Origin of the sequence: Rhodoligotrophos sp. CJ14, from assembly GCF_038811545.1 — a bacterium.
GTDB lineage: Bacteria > Pseudomonadota > Alphaproteobacteria > Rhizobiales > Im1 > Rhodoligotrophos > Rhodoligotrophos ferricapiens.
The window spans coordinates 612917-629760 of sequence record NZ_CP133319.1; the positions used below are offsets into that span (position 1 = coordinate 612917).

General features: G+C 63.5%; 14 protein-coding genes. 6 read left to right on the forward strand and 8 right to left on the reverse strand.

The features are described from left to right. Genes RCF49_RS02775 through RCF49_RS02800 form a run of 6 tightly spaced genes read left to right on the forward strand, consistent with a single transcriptional unit; the run spans window position 1 to window position 5273 of the window. Window positions 1-726: an ABC transporter ATP-binding protein gene (locus RCF49_RS02775; RefSeq protein WP_342642524.1), complete on the forward strand. Its 726-nt coding sequence runs from the start codon at window positions 1-3 to the stop codon at window positions 724-726. Continuing rightward, the gene (locus RCF49_RS02780; RefSeq protein WP_342642525.1) at window positions 695-1711 is read left to right on the forward strand and encodes a branched-chain amino acid ABC transporter permease; all 1017 of its coding nucleotides are present in this window, start codon (window positions 695-697) and stop codon (window positions 1709-1711) included. The genes RCF49_RS02775 and RCF49_RS02780 overlap by 32 nt, the downstream gene beginning before the upstream one ends. Then, the gene (locus RCF49_RS02785; RefSeq protein ID WP_342642526.1) at window positions 1708-2481 is read left to right on the forward strand and encodes an ABC transporter ATP-binding protein; all 774 of its coding nucleotides are present in this window, start codon (window positions 1708-1710) and stop codon (window positions 2479-2481) included. The genes RCF49_RS02780 and RCF49_RS02785 overlap by 4 nt, the downstream gene beginning before the upstream one ends. Continuing rightward, on the forward strand, window positions 2474-3352 hold the full coding sequence (locus RCF49_RS02790) for a branched-chain amino acid ABC transporter permease (RefSeq protein WP_342642527.1): 879 nt from the start codon (window positions 2474-2476) through the stop codon (window positions 3350-3352). The genes RCF49_RS02785 and RCF49_RS02790 overlap by 8 nt, the downstream gene beginning before the upstream one ends. Window positions 3353-3363: 11 nt before the next feature. Beyond that, on the forward strand, window positions 3364-3696 hold the full coding sequence (locus RCF49_RS02795) for a cupin domain-containing protein (RefSeq protein WP_342642528.1): 333 nt from the start codon (window positions 3364-3366) through the stop codon (window positions 3694-3696). 56 nt (window positions 3697-3752) lie between these two features. Beyond that, complete coding sequence (locus RCF49_RS02800) at window positions 3753-5273, forward strand: AMP-binding protein (RefSeq protein ID WP_342642529.1); 1521 nt, start codon at window positions 3753-3755, stop codon at window positions 5271-5273. 27 nt (window positions 5274-5300) lie between these two features. Here RCF49_RS02800 and RCF49_RS02805 read toward each other — a convergent pair whose 3' ends face one another. From RCF49_RS02805 to RCF49_RS02840, 8 genes are read right to left on the reverse strand one after another with little or no spacing between them, the layout of a single operon-like run. Then, complete coding sequence (locus tag RCF49_RS02805; protein ID WP_342642530.1) at window positions 5301-7181, reverse strand: response regulator; 1881 nt, start codon at window positions 7179-7181, stop codon at window positions 5301-5303. Window positions 7182-7202: 21 nt separating this feature from the next. Beyond that, window positions 7203-8969, reverse strand: coding sequence for a response regulator (locus tag RCF49_RS02810; RefSeq protein ID WP_432807385.1), 1767 nt, complete (start codon window positions 8967-8969; stop codon window positions 7203-7205). After that, window positions 8950-10029, reverse strand: a complete 1080-nt coding sequence (gene cheB, locus RCF49_RS02815; protein WP_342642532.1) for a chemotaxis-specific protein-glutamate methyltransferase CheB — start codon at window positions 10027-10029, stop codon at window positions 8950-8952. Before cheB ends, RCF49_RS02810 begins: the two co-directional genes overlap by 20 nt. Beyond that, complete coding sequence (locus RCF49_RS02820; protein WP_342642533.1) at window positions 10026-12356, reverse strand: hybrid sensor histidine kinase/response regulator; 2331 nt, start codon at window positions 12354-12356, stop codon at window positions 10026-10028. The genes cheB and RCF49_RS02820 overlap by 4 nt, the downstream gene beginning before the upstream one ends. Before the next feature lie 40 nt (window positions 12357-12396). Further along, window positions 12397-14067, reverse strand: a complete 1671-nt coding sequence (locus RCF49_RS02825) for a methyl-accepting chemotaxis protein (RefSeq protein WP_342642534.1) — start codon at window positions 14065-14067, stop codon at window positions 12397-12399. 2 nt (window positions 14068-14069) lie between these two features. Continuing rightward, on the reverse strand, window positions 14070-14714 hold the full coding sequence (locus RCF49_RS02830) for a chemotaxis protein CheW (protein ID WP_342642535.1): 645 nt from the start codon (window positions 14712-14714) through the stop codon (window positions 14070-14072). Then, a complete protein-coding gene (locus RCF49_RS02835) occupies window positions 14711-16189 on the reverse strand; it encodes a CheR family methyltransferase (protein ID WP_342642536.1) in 1479 nt (492 codons plus the stop codon). Before RCF49_RS02835 ends, RCF49_RS02830 begins: the two co-directional genes overlap by 4 nt. Further along, entirely contained in the window at window positions 16186-16743 is a 558-nt protein-coding gene (locus tag RCF49_RS02840) for a chemotaxis protein CheW (protein ID WP_342642537.1), read from the reverse strand. The genes RCF49_RS02835 and RCF49_RS02840 overlap by 4 nt, the downstream gene beginning before the upstream one ends. Between the last annotated feature and the right edge of the window lie 101 nt (window positions 16744-16844).

Genomic DNA, 16844 nt, shown 5'->3' on the forward strand with positions numbered 1-16844 from the left:
ATGGCGGCGTTGAGCACCCGCGACAAAATCATGGAGACGGCAGCGCTTGCGGCCCGCTATGGCCATGTGCAGGCCCTGCAGCCGACCGACATCTATGTCGGCGAGGGCGAGCTTGTCGCGGTGCTCGGCCCCAATGGCGCGGGCAAGTCGACCCTGCTGCGCGCCATCGTGGGCTTGACCGCCAATACCGGTGAGGTGCGTTTTCGCGGCACGCCCCTGCCCCGCGCCAATGTGGTGGCGGTGGCGGCCCGCGGCATCGTGCTGGTGCCTGAGGGCCGCGGGATCTTCGGTCCGATGTCGGTTGCGGAAAATCTCGAGCTCGGTGCCTATCGTCTGAGCGATGGGCAGGAGTTCGAGCGCCGGCTGACCCGCGTTCTGGAGCTCTTTCCGCGGCTGAAGGAGCGCATGACCCAGACCGCGGGCTCGCTCTCTGGTGGCGAACAGCAGATGCTGGCAGTGGGCCGTGCTCTGATGGCGGACCCCAAGGTGCTGCTGCTCGATGAGCCCTCCCTCGGGCTTGCGCCGCGTGTCGTCTCAGAAATTCTGGAAACCTTGGGATCCCTCAACCGCGCCGGCCTGTCTGTACTCCTTGTCGAGCAGAAGGCGCCCCTGGCGCTTGAGCTTGCCAATCGCGCCTATCTCTTGTCGACCGGGCGCGTCGTGGCCGAGATTGATCCCCGTGAGATTAAGTCCCATGACGACCTCGCCCAGTACTACTTCACATGACCGCTGGCGCAGCGTGACCGGCGCGCAGCCCCGGACGAGGTGGCTGTGGCTGGCGCTGCCCGCCATCATCGGCTTGGGCCTCCTCGCCTATGCCTATACCGCTGGCGGCTACGTCATCTCGATCGTGAACTTCGCGCTGATCTACGCGATCTTCGTGACGGGCCTCAATCTCTTCATGGGCTATGCGGGCCAGGTCTCGTTCGGCCAGAACGCCTTTGCCGGCATCAGCGGCTATGCCTCGGCCATCTTGACCACCACCTATGGCTGGCCGCCCCTTGTGGCTCTGGTCGCGGGGGTCATCGGCGCGCTGATCGCGGCTGCGATCATCGGCTATCCCACGTTGCGCCTCAAAGGCCATTACCTCGCCATGGCAACCCTTGCTGTCGGCCTCATCGTCTATGAGGTGGCCGTCGAATGGGATTCCGTGACCGCCGGCTATATGGGGATTTCCGGCATTCCGCCCATGGGGATCGGCGGTCTTGAGGCCTATTCGGATCAAGCCATGCTGATCATGCTGGCGGTGCTCGCAGCGCTCGCGATCCTGGCCGCCGCCGGCATCCGCCATTCGCGCCTCGGCCGCGCGCTCGTCGCTATTGCCGGCAGCGAGGATGCCGCCCGCGCGCTGGGGATCAATGTCGCCCGCTACAAGCTCATCGCCTTTCTGATCTCGGCCGCTTATGCTGCCATCGCAGGTTCGCTCTTCGTGCATGTGGTGGGCTTCGTGAGCCCCGAAGTCTTCGGCCTGCACATGGTGATCCTGGCCTTTACCATGCTCTATATCGGCGGCATCGGCACCATCTTGGGACCGCTGATCGGCGCATTGATCATCAACGTGCTGCCCGAGACCTTCCGCGAGTTCAAGGACTATCAGGACCTCGCCTATGGTGCCGCCCTCATCCTGATCCTGATCTACATGCCGCGCGGTCTTGTAGGCCTCGCCGACCTCTGGCGCGACCGGCGCCAGGCGGCGGAGAAGCGCCCATGATCCGCCTGCGCCTTGAGAATGTGTCCCGCGCTTTCGGCGGCCTGAGAGCCGTCGACCAGGTGAGCTTGGCCGTCGAGAGCAAGGGAGTTACCGCCATCATCGGTCCGAACGGGGCGGGCAAGACCACCTTGTTCAATCTGATCTCCGGGGCGTTGCCGCCGACCGATGGCCGCATCTTTTTCGATGATCAAGAGATCACGGGGCTTGCCCCCGAAAAGATTGCCGCCCGCGGTCTCGTCCGCACCTTCCAGCTGGTGCAGCTCTTCCAGGACCTGACCGTGCTGGAGAATGTCAAGGTTGGCCGGCATCTCCACACGAAAGGTGGCCTCATCGCCGCCCTGTTCCGCACGCCACAGGCACGGCGCGAGGAGCGCGAGGTTGACGAACGGGCGCGCGGGCTGCTCGACTTCGTCGGCCTTGGTGCCCAGGCCGAAATGCGCGCAGCGGTTCTCCCCTACGGCCAGCAGCGTCTGCTGGAGATTGCCCGCGCCCTCGCGACCGAGCCCAAGCTGATCGCCATGGACGAGCCCGCCGCCGGCTTGAACACCGAAGAGAGCAAGCGCTTGAGCGAGATGATCCGGCGCATTGCCGATCAGGGAACCACGGTGCTGCTCATCGAGCACGATATGAACCTGGTGATGAACACCGCCGACCGTATCGCCGTCCTCGATTTCGGCAAGCATATTGCTGAAGGAACGCCCGAGGAGATTCGCACCAACCCGGCGGTGCTCAGGGCCTATCTCGGGGATAAGGAGGCCGCCCATGCCTGATATGACCTTCCTCGCCCAGGCCCTGGTGAGCGGCATCTCGACCGGCTGCATCTACGGGCTCGTCGGCATCGGCTTTTGCGTGATCTACAATGCGAGCGGCATCGTGAATTTCGCGCAAGGCGCCTTCGTGATGCTGGGCGGCATTGTCACCTACAGCCTCTTTGCCTCCGCCGGCGTGCCGATGTTGCTGGCCGCCGTGCTCGCAACCCTCGTTGTGGCCATCGGCGGCGTTATTCTCGAGCGTGTGGTCGTGCGCCCCTTGTGGGACCGTAACGCGACCATTTTCGTCATGATCTTGGCAACCCTTGCCGCCCAGATCGTGGTCGAGCGAGCAACCCTCATCCTGGTCGGTGATCAGCCCAAGACATTGCCCGTCTTCACCGATCTGCCGCCGCTCCGCATCGGCAATGTGGCAATCGGCTACCAGATCATCTGGATTATAGGCGCGTCCCTCCTGATCATTGCCCTGCTCGGCGCCTTCTTCAAATCGACCAAGGTGGGCAAGGCAATGCGGGCCTGCGCCATCAATCGCGAGGCCGCCATGCTGCAGGGCATCCCGGTCTCCCGCATGCTGGCTTTGTCCTTCGCCCTGAGCGCAGCGCTCGGCGCAATCGCGGGGATCCTGATCACACCCACCCAGTACACGGCCTTCAATGTCGGCGTACCCTTTGCGATCTCCGGCTTCATTGCCGCGATTGTGGGGGGCTTTGGGCGGCCCTTCGGCGCCTTTCTCGGCGGCATCATGCTGGGTCTCGCCCAGGCGGTCGCTGTCGTTTTCCTGGATGCCGGCCTCAAGAACGTCGCCGCACTTACCGTTTTGCTGCTCTTCCTCTTCGTCCGACCCAGCGGCCTCTTGGGTGCTGCCAAATAAGGAGCTACGTCATGGATCTGCACGCGATCGACTGGAACGCCATCCCCTGGACACCGGTGCGCGCCGGCGTCAAACGCAAGGTGTTTCATGGCGAGGGGGCAACCGTCACCCTGCACAAGCTGATGCCGGGTCATGAGCCGAAGCCCCACAGCCATCCCAACGAGCAGATCGCCTATATCATGGCGGGCCGCATCAAGTTCTTCGTCGGCGACCAGGAGCACGTGATGGGGCCCGGCTCCCTTCTGCTCATTCCGCCCAATGTGACCCATTGGGGCGAGGTGATCGGCGATGAGCCGGTGCTGAACCTGGATGTGTTTACGCCCAAGCGCCCGGAATATACGTGATCGCGCATGGATCAGCCTCGCGCCGGTAAGCCGGTGCCTCGACCGGGAGGATGCTCATGAATCTTGCGCTTTGGCTGGAGCGATGGGGCCGGGCCGATCCGAACCGGACCGCCATCGGCTTCGGCACCCGCCTCCATTCGACCTATGGCGAGCTTGCCGAGCGAGCGGCACGGATCGCCGGTGCCCTGCGCAACGGCTTCGGCCTTAGCGATGGCGAGCGGGTTGCGATCATCGCCAAGAACATGCCGGAATATGCCGAGGCGCTCTACGGCATCTGGGCTGCGGGCCTTGTGGCGGTGCCCTGCAATGCCAAGCTCCATGGCAGCGAATTCGGATATATTCTTGAGCAATCGGGGGCGCGCATCGCATTCGTCTCCGAGAGCTTGCGTGACACCGTCGCCCCTTTTGCCCCAAAGACGCTAGAGGCGCTGATCCCCATCGGCAATGCGGATTACCGCAAGCTGCTCACCGCCGACCCGATCCCTGTCATCGCCCGCAACATCGATGACGTGGCCTGGCTGTTCTATACCTCCGGCACCACGGGCCGGCCGAAAGGCGCCATGCTCACCCATGGCAATCTCGCGGTTATGTCTTATGCTTACCTCGCCGAGGTCGACCCGACGGAGCCCGGCGACACGATCCTCCATGCCGCCCCCTTGAGCCATGGGTCGGGCCTCTATATGCAGCCCCACATCATGCGCGGGGCGGTGAATGTCGTGCCCGAGAGCGGCGGCTTCGAGCCCGAGGAGATCTTCGCCCTTGCCGAGCATTGGCGGCGCATGTCCTTCTTTGCCGCGCCCACCATGATCAAGCGCATGCTGGCCCAGACGGCCGATTTCGACGTGAGCGCCCTGCGGACCATCACCTATGGCGGTGGCCCCATGTATCTCGAGGATGCACGTGCCGCCTTCGAGCGCTTCGGCCCGCGTATCGCGCAGATCTTCGGCCAGGGCGAGAGCCCGATGACCATCACCAAACTGTCAAAGCAGGTGATCGCCGATCGCGACCATCCGCGCTGGCTCGAGCGGCTCGCATCCGTGGGCGTCCCCTTCTCCTGCCTTGAGATGCGCATCGTCGATGGCGACGGCCGGCCGCTTGCCACCGGCGAGACCGGCGAGATTGCCTGCCGCGGCCCGATCGTCATGGCCGGCTATTGGCAGAACCCCGACGCGACCGCAAAGACCATACGGGACGGCTGGCTTCTGACCGGTGATATGGGCGTGCTCGATGAGGATGGCTATCTCACCCTCAAGGATCGCTCGAAGGATATGATAATATCCGGCGGTACCAATATCTACCCGCGAGAGGTCGAGGAGGTGCTATTGCAGCACAAAGCGGTGCGCGAGGCCTCCGTCATCGGCAGGCCGGATCCCGAATGGGGTGAGATCGTCGTGGCCTATGTCGTCGGTGACACGACCGCGGAGGAGCTCGATCGGTTCTGTATAGAGCACATCGCGCGCTTCAAGCGGCCCAAGCGTTATGTGTTCGTGGATGCGCTGCCCAAGAACAATTACGGCAAAATCCTCAAGACAGCCCTGCGTGAACAGGACCGCGGCCCTGTGGCAAGCTCCGGATAAGCGCCAAACCGGAAAGCCGTCCGCTGTTCAATCCTTCACGATCAGTTCCGCAATGCGCAGGGCCAGTTCCTCCTGCCGGAATGGCTTGATCAGCAGGCTCATATTCTCCGCCGCTTCCGGAAGTTCCGCATGTCCCGTGATCAGCAGCACTGGGAGATCGGGCAGAACCTTCCGTGCCCTGAGTGCAAGATCGAGCCCTGTCATTCCCGGCATGGCGAAATCAGCGACCAGGAGATCGAACCGCTGGTCGCTTGCCATGATATCGAGCGCACCCGGACCATCCTTCGCTTCCACGAGAGTATGGCCGAGGGCGGCGAGATGGGCTGCAGTCACCTCGCGCACACTATGGTCATCATCCACCAGCAGGATCCGGACTGGATCGATCTGCGGCACCTCCGCGGTGCGGTCCGTCTCGCAGCTCACCCCCGGCTCCGCATCCGCGCTCGGCAAGTAAAGCTCGATGGTCGTGCCTTCGTCCGGGGTGCTTTGAATTCTGATGGCACCGCCCAACTGCACGGCCATTCCATAGACCATCGAGAGGCCGAGCCCCGTGCCCTTACCCGCCTTCGTCGTGAAGAACGGCTCCAGGGCGCGGCGTCGCACTTCCGCCGACATGCCCCGTCCCGTATCGGACACTGTGAGGCGAATATACCGTCCCGGGGCGAGATCAGGCATCCGCTTACGGATATCCTGATTGGCCGTGGCGATGGTGATGACCCCGCCCTCCGGCATCGCATCCCGGGCATTGATACAGAGATTGAGAATGGCAAGCTCGATCTGCTCGGGATCAGCCCGCCCCGCCCAGAGCTCAGGATCAAGCTCCGTCTTAATCTCGACGAGACCGCCGAGCGTCCGCTCCAGCATGTCACCCATATTCCGGATGGTCTCGTTGATATCCAGGAGCTGGGAACGGATCTCCTTGCGGCGGCTGAAGCTTAGCAGCCGTTCGGTGAGCGCCGCCCCGCGCCGCCCTGCCGCTGTCGCATTGCGCAGGTAGCGGGCGACGCGCTCATCCCCATCGATACGCTTCGCGGCAAGCTCGAGATTGCCGAGCATCGCCATCAACAGGTTATTGAAGTCGTGCGCGACGCCGCCCGCGAGCGTTCCGAGCGCCTCCATCTTGTCCGACTGGCGCAGCCGCTCCTCCATCTGCCGCTGCTCGGTCACGTCACGCTGGATTGTCCCGATATGGGTGACATTGCCGGCCTGATCGAGGATGGGGAAACGGCAGACCGCAAACCAGCGCATCACGCCATTGGGCATCGGCCGCTCTTCGACCGTATCGATCGGACGCTTTTGCTTGATGACCTCCGCCTCGATCGTCGCGACCTCTTGAGCGCGGGCCTCGTCGACGAAGTCACGCTCGAAGCGGCCAATACAGTCCTCGGGCGTGACACCGAACTTTGCGGCTTTGAGCGCATTGACCCTGACGAACCGCCCTTCTCTATCCTTGAAGGAGACCGCATTTCCGGAATTGGCAAGCACGCCATTGAGCAGGGCGCGCTCAAGCGACAGCTCGCGCCCGAGAAGGTAACGCTCGCGTGCATTGGCCACCATGGCCCGGAGCATCTCCGGATCCCACGGCTTATGGGCATAGCCGCATACCCAGCCCGTATTGATGGCCGAGATCACCGCATTGATATCGGCATAGCCGGTGAGCAGAATGGCCTGCGCATTGCTGACAGCGCGGGCGCGGGCGAGGAACTGGTCGCCCGCAAGATCCGGCATCCGCTGATCCGATATGATGACGGCCACCTCGGGAACCCGCGTCAGGATCTCCAGCGCGTGCTCGGGTGAGGTGGTGGAGAGCACCTCGTAGGAATCTTCGAGCAGATCCTCCAGGGCGGTGAGGATCTCCGCCTCGTCATCCACAATCAGGACCGTACTCTTGGTGTCTCTTTTGTTCATTTTCTCTGAATGGTTTATGGCTTACGCGGCCGCTCCGGCGGAATGAAACGGAACAGTCAGCGAAAAGCATGCTCCCCCGCCCACTGCGGGACCAACCTCGATGGCGCCATGATGGGCTTGGGCGACCCGGTAGGCGATGGCAAGGCCGAGACCCGTGCCGCTGCCCACTGGCTTTGTGGTGAAGAATGGCTCGAAGATTCGGTCGCGCAGATCAGACGGCACGCCCGGCCCCGTATCCCTGATCTCGATCCGATAGGTGTCCTGATCGCAGGACGTGCTGATGGTGATCGTACCCTTGTCAGGGATCGCATCCGCAGCGTTGCTGACGATGTTCATGACGGCCTGATTGAGGAGCGCAGGCGAACAGGTCAGCATGTCGGGCGCGGCAAAATTGCGCTCGATGCTGATCCGGGTGCCGAATTTCGGTGCCAGCAGGGACAGCACCGTTTCGATCGCCTCCCGCACATTGACAGTCTCGAAGCTGCCCTCCTCCAGGCGCGAGAACTTGCGCAGGTTGAGCACGAGATCCTGTATGCGCCGAAGCCCTGAGCGCACCGCGTCAAGCCGCTCTCGCGCCTTGGCGGTCTTCGCCAGAAGATCCTCGCGCCCGTGCCCCTCTGTCTTCAATTCCGCTTCGATATCACCGCAGATGCGCTCGATCGTGCTCTGATGGGCAAGGATGAAGGCCAGCGGATTGTTGATCTCATGCGCGATCCCTGCGACCAGCTCACCGAGCGAGGCCATCTTGGCCGCATGCACGAGCTGCGCCTGGGTCTCGCGCAGCTGGCGGTTGGCGCTTTCGAGCTCCTGATTGGCTAGCGCCAAGGCCTCCGCCATGGATGCCTTTTCCTCGGCCGCGAGCTGCTTGGCGCGCGCCCGCTCCAGGGCCAGCTCCTGCTCCCGCGCCTCCGCCAGGATCCGGCGGTTCTCTTCATCGAGAATGGCCCGGCGCACCAGGCTGCGAATGCGAACCCTCAACACTTCCGGATCCGCGGACTGCGGCACCACATCATCTGCCCCCGCGGCAAAGCTCTGCACCACGATTGTACGCATTGCTGCAGGCTCGCCGGTGCCGAGCACGATGATCTGGAAGAGCGGCCCCTCATCCGCGGCCGCATCGCTGCTGCGGATCACATGCAGCTGCTCGCAGAGCGCGATGCCCGCCTCTGGGTCCTCGAGATTGATGATGATCGCAGCCCACCGATTGGGCTGTTCCGAGACGGCGCGCACAGCCGCCTTGTCATCCTGAACGACAGACGTCTTGTAGCTGTCTTGGGTGAGCAGCGCCTGGATCCTCGCACCGCCTTCCGGATGGTCATCGACCAGCAGGAGCTGAGCCCGCCGGAACAGCGCGCCGAGCGATCGATCATGGCGCGTTTCCGTGCTGCCGGGCGCTTGCCGCAACAAGGCCTTGATGCGCAGAAGCAGCAGCTCTTGATCGGCCGATTTCGGCACATAGGCATCCGCCCCGCTCTCGAGCCCATGCCGCTCGAGATCCCGCTCCCGCGCCTCGGTGAGCATCATGACCGGCACAGTGCGGGTGCTCATGCTGAGCTTGAGCTCCCGGGCGAGCTCATCGCCATTCATGCCCGGCAGATGATAGTCCGCAATGATCAGATCCGGGATCCTCGTATGCAGCGCGTCCAATGCCTCTTCGGCGGATGCGACCCGCTGCACGCTGCAGCGTTGGGATTCCAGCAGCATCTGCATCTGCAGCGCCTGGGTATCGGAGTCCTCAACGAGGAGAATCTGGGCCGATGGCAGCCGATCAGTGCTTCTCATGAGCATACTCACAATAGTGCACAAGGCGGGATGCGATCATCGGCAGGGGCAGGCTGACGCATACCGCGCCTTGGCGGACCGCGGCCGCAGGCATGCCATAAACGACAGCGCTGCTCTCATGCTCGGCGACGGTGAAGCCACCCGCCTTGCGGATCAGCCCCAGCCCTTCCGCACCGTCATCCCCCATGCCGGTGAGCAGAATTCCCATTCCTGCTTCGCCGAATTGCGCGATCGACCGGAACAGCAGATTGGCTGAGGGCCTCTGCCCTCGATAGGGGGGTGAGCCGACCAGCGCCATCTTGCCGACCTCGTCGACCACGAGGTGCCGATCCCCCGGTGCGACCCAGACCGTTCCAGGTTCGGCAACAGCGCCATCGACGGCAATGCGGACCTTCATCGGCACCACACCATCGAGCCAGGCGGCGAACCCCTCCATGAAGGCTGAGCCCATATGCTGAACCAGAAGGAGCGGCTTGGGGAAATCCGCCGGCAGGGCGCCGAGCATCTTGGCAAGTGCCGGCGGTCCCCCTGTGGAGGCCGCTATGCCAATGATGCTGGGCGTGCCCTTCGGCCTCAAGCAATCACCATCGGCCAGCCTGATGGGCTCGCCCTGGGGCCGCCGCACATAACCTTCCCGGCGCCGGATCACCGGCACTTGGCTCATGATGTAGAGTTGAGTGCGGATCGTTTCGGCAATGCTGGCGAATTGCCGATGCGCTGGCCCGACTGGCTTTTCAACGACCGAGAGCGCGCCCGCCCGCAGCGCGTTCATCGAGATCCGCAACGTTGCATCCTCGACCGCGGCCGCGATCACGACGATAGGCGTCGGCTGTTCGCTCATGATCCGGCGCGTCGCCTCGAGCCCATCCATGCCGGGCAAGCGGATATCCATGGAGATCACATCCGGCTTGACCTCGGCCAGGCATTCCAATGCCTTTTCCGCAGTATCGATGGCCGCCGCGATGGTGAAACGCGGATCGCTCGAAATGATTTGAACCAGCAATTCCAGGGTGGTGGCGGAATCCTCCACGACCATCACCCGGATCGGACCGCGCTTTTCCCTCATAGCAGCTGATTGATTGTGGCGAGAAGTTCGCGCTGGTCGAACTTCTGCTTGGTGAGATAGGCCTCCGCGCCAAGTTCAAGCCCGCGTCTCACATCCTCCGCCCCGGCGCGCGATGTCATGAGGATGACGGGAATGGCCTCGAGCCGTGCATCATTCTTCATGGCCCGCAGCAGGGCGAGGCCGTCCATGCGGGGCATTTCGATGTCGGCCACCACGAGATCGATGTCGGATTGCTCGCGCAGCACTGCCAGTGCATCGATGCCATCGACACTCACCAGCACCCGGAAGCCTTGCGCCTCCAGCAGGTTTTTCTCGAGGGTGCGTGTGGTGATCGAATCATCGACCACGAGAATGGTGGCCTGCCGGGGCTGCTCTGGTCCGCTCCAGCCATCTACGAGCGACGCCCGCCCCTTGTCCCGTTCGATCCACTGCGCCATGAGCCCCTCGGGCCGCAATACGGGAGCGGGAGAGCCATCACTCAACACGGCCGTGCCGGCGATGATCGATGGGTCCGTACCGATGAGCTCAGGCGCGGCAATAACGAAGGGGCCCGCCTCCTGCAACAGGTCAACAGCCAGCGCATGCTGCCGCCGGCCGGCCTGAAGCAGCACGACATTCACCATGCCACCCTCCGAGGGTAGCATTCCGGGCGTCCCCCGCATGAGCGACGCCAGAGGCACCAGCGGCACCGGCTCCACCTCCTCGCCCTGTCTCACCTCAACAATCGGCTGGCCTCCTACACTGCCGACATCCTCGAGCCTCACCCGCATGACGCGCGAAACCGCGGTCGACGGAAGGCCGAACACCATTCCCTCCGCCTCGACGATGAGCAGGTTCTGTCGCGAGGCGGACAGCGGCACATCAAGGAACGCGACAGTGCCCCACGGGTTCCCCGGCCTCAGCGAGAACGCGCCCCGCAGTCGCTGAATCGCGTCATGAACGACCGACAGGCCAATGCCGCGGCCGGCAAGATCGTTCACCTCGGGCGCGGTGGAGAAGCCGGGATGGAGCAAGAGGGACGCAAGCTGCTCCTGGTCCACTCTCCCGAATGCCGCCGGCGCGATGAGGCCGCGTCGCGCGGCCACTTCCGCAATCCGGGCAAAGTCGAGACCTCGCCCATCATCCAAGACGCGCACATGCAGCTGGTCCGCGGAAGCCGAAACCTCGAGCGCAATATGCAGCGCCTCGGGCTTGCCCTGCGCGCGCCGAACATCTTGAGGCTCGCCGCCATGGCTGATCGCATTGCGCAACAGATGCATGATCGGATCCTTCAGCGCCTGCAGAAGGCTTATATCCGCCTGCAGGTCGAGCCCACTCATGGCGAACTCGACCGGGTAGCGCTCAGCCCTGGCGATCTCCCGCACCATACGGGCAAAGCCACCGAACACGGTTTCTGCCGGCACCAGCGCGAGATGCTCAATTCTGTCTCTCAGCCCGGCAGCCGCTTGTCCAACGGACCAGCTTGCCTGTCTTTGCCTGCGGTTGAGCGATGACAATTGCCGCGAGATCGCACGAAGCTGCGCCTGGAAGGTCTTGCTTCTGTCATCCACGGCTTGGCTTCTTCTCTCGGCGCGGACCTGTTCCCAGCTGCGCTCGAGCTGCTTGAGCTCCGCCTCGAGACCGCGATAGAGCTGATCGATCCCCTGCCGCGCCTGCACCGCCAGCGTGAGCTCATAAGAGGCATTCGCGACCTCATCGACCAGTTCCGTCGAGACGGTCAGGAACGCGGCGGCCGCCGAATGCGCCGTCACCGATGGCCCAGCCGCAGAGGCTGATGCTTCCGACGGTGTGGTGTCTGGCAGCGTCCCCTTTGTGCCCGTCGCCGGGGTTGCCACCTGTTTTGGCCGCAACTCCGGCAGCGGCGAGGCTGGCTCAGGAGCTTGAGAGGCCAGCGCACTCGGCTCGCCCTTCTCCTCACCCGTCATGTCCGGCTGCGCGGATGGCTCACCCTCACTGGCCGCGACCTGATCCAAAAGATCGATCGCATCCTGAAGGTGCGGCTCCGGCCTGCCCTGCACGGCGGCGGCAACCGCGCCCTCGATCGCATCGAGCGCCACCGAGAGCGCATTGTTCAGCTCGTTCGTAAGCAGGCCCGGCGCTTCAACCACTTGCGTAAGAACGGTCTCGAGCCTGTCGGCAAGCCGCTCCACCTCCGTCAAGTCGACCGCCCGCGCAGCCCCCTTGAGCGTATGCGCCCTCCTGAACACGTCATAAAGATCAACCTCATCCCCGGCAGCGGCCGCCGAGAGCACCGATCGCATCGATTGGAGATGCTCCCTGTGCTCAACATCGAACACCGCGAGAAGCTGTTGACGGATATCTGTCACGGCCAGGTGTCTCTGCGCAAACGAGCGAACCTCAGAACAATCACAGGCGGTATCGCTCGGTCAGGCTGACGAGCTGCTGCGACAAGGTCGCGAGATTGCCGGCGGCCTGATCGAGTTGCCGGGTGCTCTGGGAGGTCTGTTGGCTTGCCTCGCGTATATTCTGCAGCGCGCCCATGACTTGCTCAATGCCAAGCTGCTGCTGATTGGTCGAGGCGACGATCTGCTGAAAGGTATGGACGCTTTCTTGAATGCTGCCGGTCATCTCCTCGATCGTTTGCTGGGCTGTGTCCGCCTGATCCTTCCCCGCAACCACCCGCTTGACCGCTTCCTCCGTCAGCATCACTGACGAATTGATGCCGCGCTGAATATCGCCGAGGATTGAACGGACCTGGCCGGTCGCATCCTTCGCCTGATCGGCCAGCATCTTCATCTCTGAGGCGACGACCGCAAAGCTCCGCCCCGCCTCGCCGGCAGCCGCCGCCTCGATCGCCGCATTGAGCGCGAGCAGATGAGAGCGCTCGGAAATGTCGTTCACCGTGGCGATGATCTCGCCAATGGCCTGCGTCTTTTCGCTCAAAGCGACGATATTCTCGGCCACCGCCTCGGCCTGTTCGCGAATGGCATCCATGGCGCGCGAGGCATCTTCAACCGCTTTGAGGCCGGCCCCGCTGTTCTGGGCGGTCGTTTGCGCGTTGGCGATCACCTCCTGAGCCCGCTTGCTGATCTGAACACCGGCATGGGTGATCTCATCGACCGTTGCCGCCGTCTCCTGTACAGCCGCGAGCTGCTCCGCAACGCTCGCTGCTTGCTGCTGGGTTGAGGCACGGATCTCCTCTGCGGCCGCATTGAGATTTGTGGTGGTCTCGCGGTTCTGGTGGGTGATATCGCGTAAGCCTCGCACCATGTCGTTCAAGGCAGCCGCCAGATGCCCGAGCTCATCGCGCCCCGCCTCTGCCCTCACCCCAAGGTCGCCTTTGCCGACGCGATCGGCGAACTGCATGAACGAGCCCAACGGTGTCACGATGGATTGCCGCAGGAGATAGCTGATCAGAGCGGCAAGCAGCACCGTCAGAATCATGGCGAGAATGATCGACTGCCGGCTCGAGTCGTACACCGTGCTTGACCGCTGCCGGCCAGCCTGGACCAATGCTTCGAGAATGCCGCGCGCATCCGTGAAGATCCGCAGGAACTCGGCACGTTGGGCGCGGATCTGGCTTTGGCTGGCCAGTGCTCGCGTCTGATCATTGGCCCCGATAGCGGCAAATTGGGTCTCGGTCTCATTTCTCAGCTGCGCCAGCCGCTCAGCCCCTTGCTCGAGGAGTTGCGCAAGCTTGGTCCAGGCCTCCTGTCGCTCGGGATCCACCGCCTGATCGCGATACTGCATGACCGATGAGAGTGCTTCGGAAAGAACGCCTTCTGTCACGGCCGCTTGCCGCCGCCAGGCGAGGATGGGATCTTCGCCTTCCGCGCGCTGCCCAAGCTGCCGTATGAGGAATGTCGTCAGCGCATCTTCTTGTGCGGCGCCCAGGGATCGCTCCTCCCCGAGAATGCGGTCGAAGATCTGGATAGTCGCGAAATCTCGTGTGACGATCAGATCCGTTGCATCGCGCACCGCACCGAACTGGGCGAGGGTGTAGATGACCAGTCCGATCAGCACCGCGATGATGACGGCAAAGCCGAGCAGAATTCTGTTTCCGATTGACAGGCCCACGGTTACGCGGCTCCACTTGGCGAGGTTGATGACAGAAGCGGCTGTAGCAGAGTGTCGAGCTCGAGCAGCGCTATGCCTTGCTCGGCACTATCCGAGGAAGCGGCGATATACCCGATGATGCCGCGCCCCTTGATGCCAGATGCACCATCCGAGACGTCAGCTTCTCGGGCAATTTGCGTGGCCTCCTCGGCAAAGTCGACCAGAAGGGCTATTCTTGGTGATCGGCGCCTCAAGAGCACCAGCATCCTCTCGTCCTGATCGCGCGGGTTGACGGGCGTCAGACCAAGGATGCGGGCGAGATCGATCACGTTATAAATCTCCGCCCCCGCAGCGATGATGCCGAGCATTTCCGGATAGCGGCTCGGGATCGGGCTCACCGGCTGGTTCGGGAGCACAGCTTCGACCCCACTCAAGGGAAGGCCGACCCGCTCCCCGCCGATCCTGCAGACGAGGAGCATGTTCTCCTCATCCGCGCGGCTGCCAAGGAGTTTCGTGCCACGTGCGGCAAGCAGCCGGGTGCGCTCATCCAGCAGGCGCTCGATGCGGCGCGCGCTATTGTCCCTGGCCTCCCGAAGGGTACCGATGATCTCGCGGCGCAATCGCCGCCGCATCGCTCCGGGCGATGATGCTTCCGTGTCCTCGCTCATCGGGTCACACTACGGTTGCGGCTGGAAGGCTCCAGGTGGAGCATGGCCGCAGCGCTCAATTCGGCCGCGGACAGCCCACCTCCCTCTGGAATGGTCTCGTCATCGCCAAGCTTGCGCGCGATCTCGATCGCATTCTGCAGGTGACGCACCCCCGCGGCCCGGTTGCCTTTGCGCACCAGCAGCACGCCGAGCTGGTAATGCGCCATGGCGAATTGCCGATCAAGATAGAGCGCCTTGCGAAACGCAGCCTCTGCTTCCCCGTCTTGCGCCATCGCCTGCGCGATCACCCCATCATAGTAGTGGATCACCGGATGGACGGGATCGCCGGCCAGCGCTTCCCGGCAAAGCGATCGCGCTTGTGCGAGATCACCGCGCCCGGCCAGCGTCCTGATCTGTTCGAGATGATCCGTGATCTCATGCTGTACTGGGCTCTGCGGGGCGACAGCCAAAGCTTGAGGAGAGGGTATTGGTCTAGGCTTTCGGCTCGCGCTTGGCTTGGGCTTTGCCGCCTTGACCTTGCGTTGCGCAAGACCAACGGTCTTGGTCCCGGTTTGAGGCCGAGCCGGAGGCGCCGGCAGCGGGCTGTCGATCTCCAACGCCTGCGCCATTCGCCGATAGCTCGCAGTGCCCGGCAGGGGCACATAGCGCATCTCCCCGGCAAGGACCGGCCCGGGATCGGCTGTCCCCGCGAGCAGCCAGCCATTGAGGGTGAGCCGTGCGCCAAGTTCGCTCATCACCCGGATCGCATCCTCCATGCGGAAATAGATCAGCACATTGCGACACAGGATCAGGTCGAAATCGCTGAACTGCAGAGGTGAGCTGTGGTCGAGAAGCGACAGCAGATTATGCTGTTGGAACAGCACCATGCCGCGATATTCGGGCTTCAGCAGCACACGATCGCCCTGCGGCTCCTTGATGAAGTAGCGCAAACGCTGCTCCGGCGAGAGCGCCCGTAACGACCAGTTGCCGTAAATCCCCGCGCGAGCCGTCTCGAGGAAGGCTTCATTGATGTCCGTGCCGATGATCCGGATCGACCAATTCTCAGTCTCGGCCCCCAAGAGTTCGCGCAGCACGATCGCGACCGAATAGGGCTCGGCTCCCGTCGCGCAGCCCGCACTCCAGATCCGGATCCGCCGGCCATCCCGGTTACGCCGGATAATCTCGGGGAGGATTGTTTGGCGCAGCGCATTGAACTGCTCCGCATAGCGGAAGAAGAACGTTTCCCCGATCGTGATCTCGGACTCGAGTGCCTGCCATTCCGCCGCTCCGAGATCGCGGTCCTGATGATCGAGCAGCCTGAGATAGTCCGCACAGCTCTGCCGGCCTGTTGCCGACAGGCGCCGTCTGATCCGCTCCCACAGCGCGGGGTCCTTGTCATCGTAATAGGCATGGCCCGTGCGCGAGATGATGCGCTGCTTGAGCATCTGAAAGGCGGGATCATGAGCGGGCACGCTTGCGGATAGGGACGGCGTCACGCGGTCTCCTCCCAGGCTTTGAGCCGCGCCCGCGCGCGCTCGGCGAGCTCAGCCAGCGCCATCCGTTCCTCCGCGAGCAGGAGGCGCTGACCATCGAGGAGATGAATGCGTTCACCCGCGATCTCTACCCCCGCAACAACGCATCCATTGAGGCTGGCCTGCGCCTCCACCGACAGCAGACTGTCATGTGGTACCTGCGTCAGATCGGTCACCCGGTCGACCAGCAGCGCAACCTTCTGCCGTCCTGCCCCTGCAAGCAGGATCATGTGGTGATAGAGATAGGCCTCCGGATCATCATCACTCGCCCCATCCTCGCCCTTTATGGCCTCCTCTGCGTCATTCCCGAGCAAGAAGAGCTGCTCGGCATCGAGCACCGGCACCGCATCGCCGCCGAAATTGAAGAACCCTTTGATGACCGACGGCAGCCCCGGCCAGCGCCACAGGCGCGGCATGGGCAGAATCTCGCGGATGTCGGCCCGCCGCAAAGCACAGCCGAGGCTGCCCGTCCGGAAGACCACGAGATCTATCGTGCCGTCCTGCACAGCCGCTCCCATTCAGCACCCCCAACCGATCGGTACAATGAATAAAGCTGGGGCGCAACGCACGCGATGCAAACCGATTAACAGCACCTATGCTTGACCCGGTGAGCGGAGAA

Excerpts from the sequence above, each read along its gene's own strand:
- RCF49_RS02775 (WP_342642524.1), top strand. The coding sequence starts at position 1 with ATGGCGGCGTTGAGCACCCGCGACAAAATCATGGAGACGGCAGCGCTT.
- RCF49_RS02780 (WP_342642525.1), top strand. The coding sequence starts at position 695 with ATGACGACCTCGCCCAGTACTACTTCACATGACCGCTGGCGCAGCGTG.
- RCF49_RS02785 (WP_342642526.1), top strand. The coding sequence starts at position 1,708 with ATGATCCGCCTGCGCCTTGAGAATGTGTCCCGCGCTTTCGGCGGCCTG.
- RCF49_RS02790 (WP_342642527.1), top strand. The coding sequence starts at position 2,474 with ATGCCTGATATGACCTTCCTCGCCCAGGCCCTGGTGAGCGGCATCTCG.
- RCF49_RS02795 (WP_342642528.1), top strand. The coding sequence starts at position 3,364 with ATGGATCTGCACGCGATCGACTGGAACGCCATCCCCTGGACACCGGTG.
- RCF49_RS02800 (WP_342642529.1), top strand. The coding sequence starts at position 3,753 with ATGAATCTTGCGCTTTGGCTGGAGCGATGGGGCCGGGCCGATCCGAAC.
- RCF49_RS02805 (WP_342642530.1), bottom strand. The coding sequence starts at position 7,181 with ATGAACAAAAGAGACACCAAGAGTACGGTCCTGATTGTGGATGACGAG.
- RCF49_RS02810 (WP_432807385.1), bottom strand. The coding sequence starts at position 8,969 with ATGCTCATGAGAAGCACTGATCGGCTGCCATCGGCCCAGATTCTCCTC.
- cheB (WP_342642532.1), bottom strand. The coding sequence starts at position 10,029 with ATGAGGGAAAAGCGCGGTCCGATCCGGGTGATGGTCGTGGAGGATTCC.
- RCF49_RS02830 (WP_342642535.1), bottom strand. The coding sequence starts at position 14,714 with ATGAGCGAGGACACGGAAGCATCATCGCCCGGAGCGATGCGGCGGCGA.
- RCF49_RS02840 (WP_342642537.1), bottom strand. The coding sequence starts at position 16,743 with ATGGGAGCGGCTGTGCAGGACGGCACGATAGATCTCGTGGTCTTCCGG.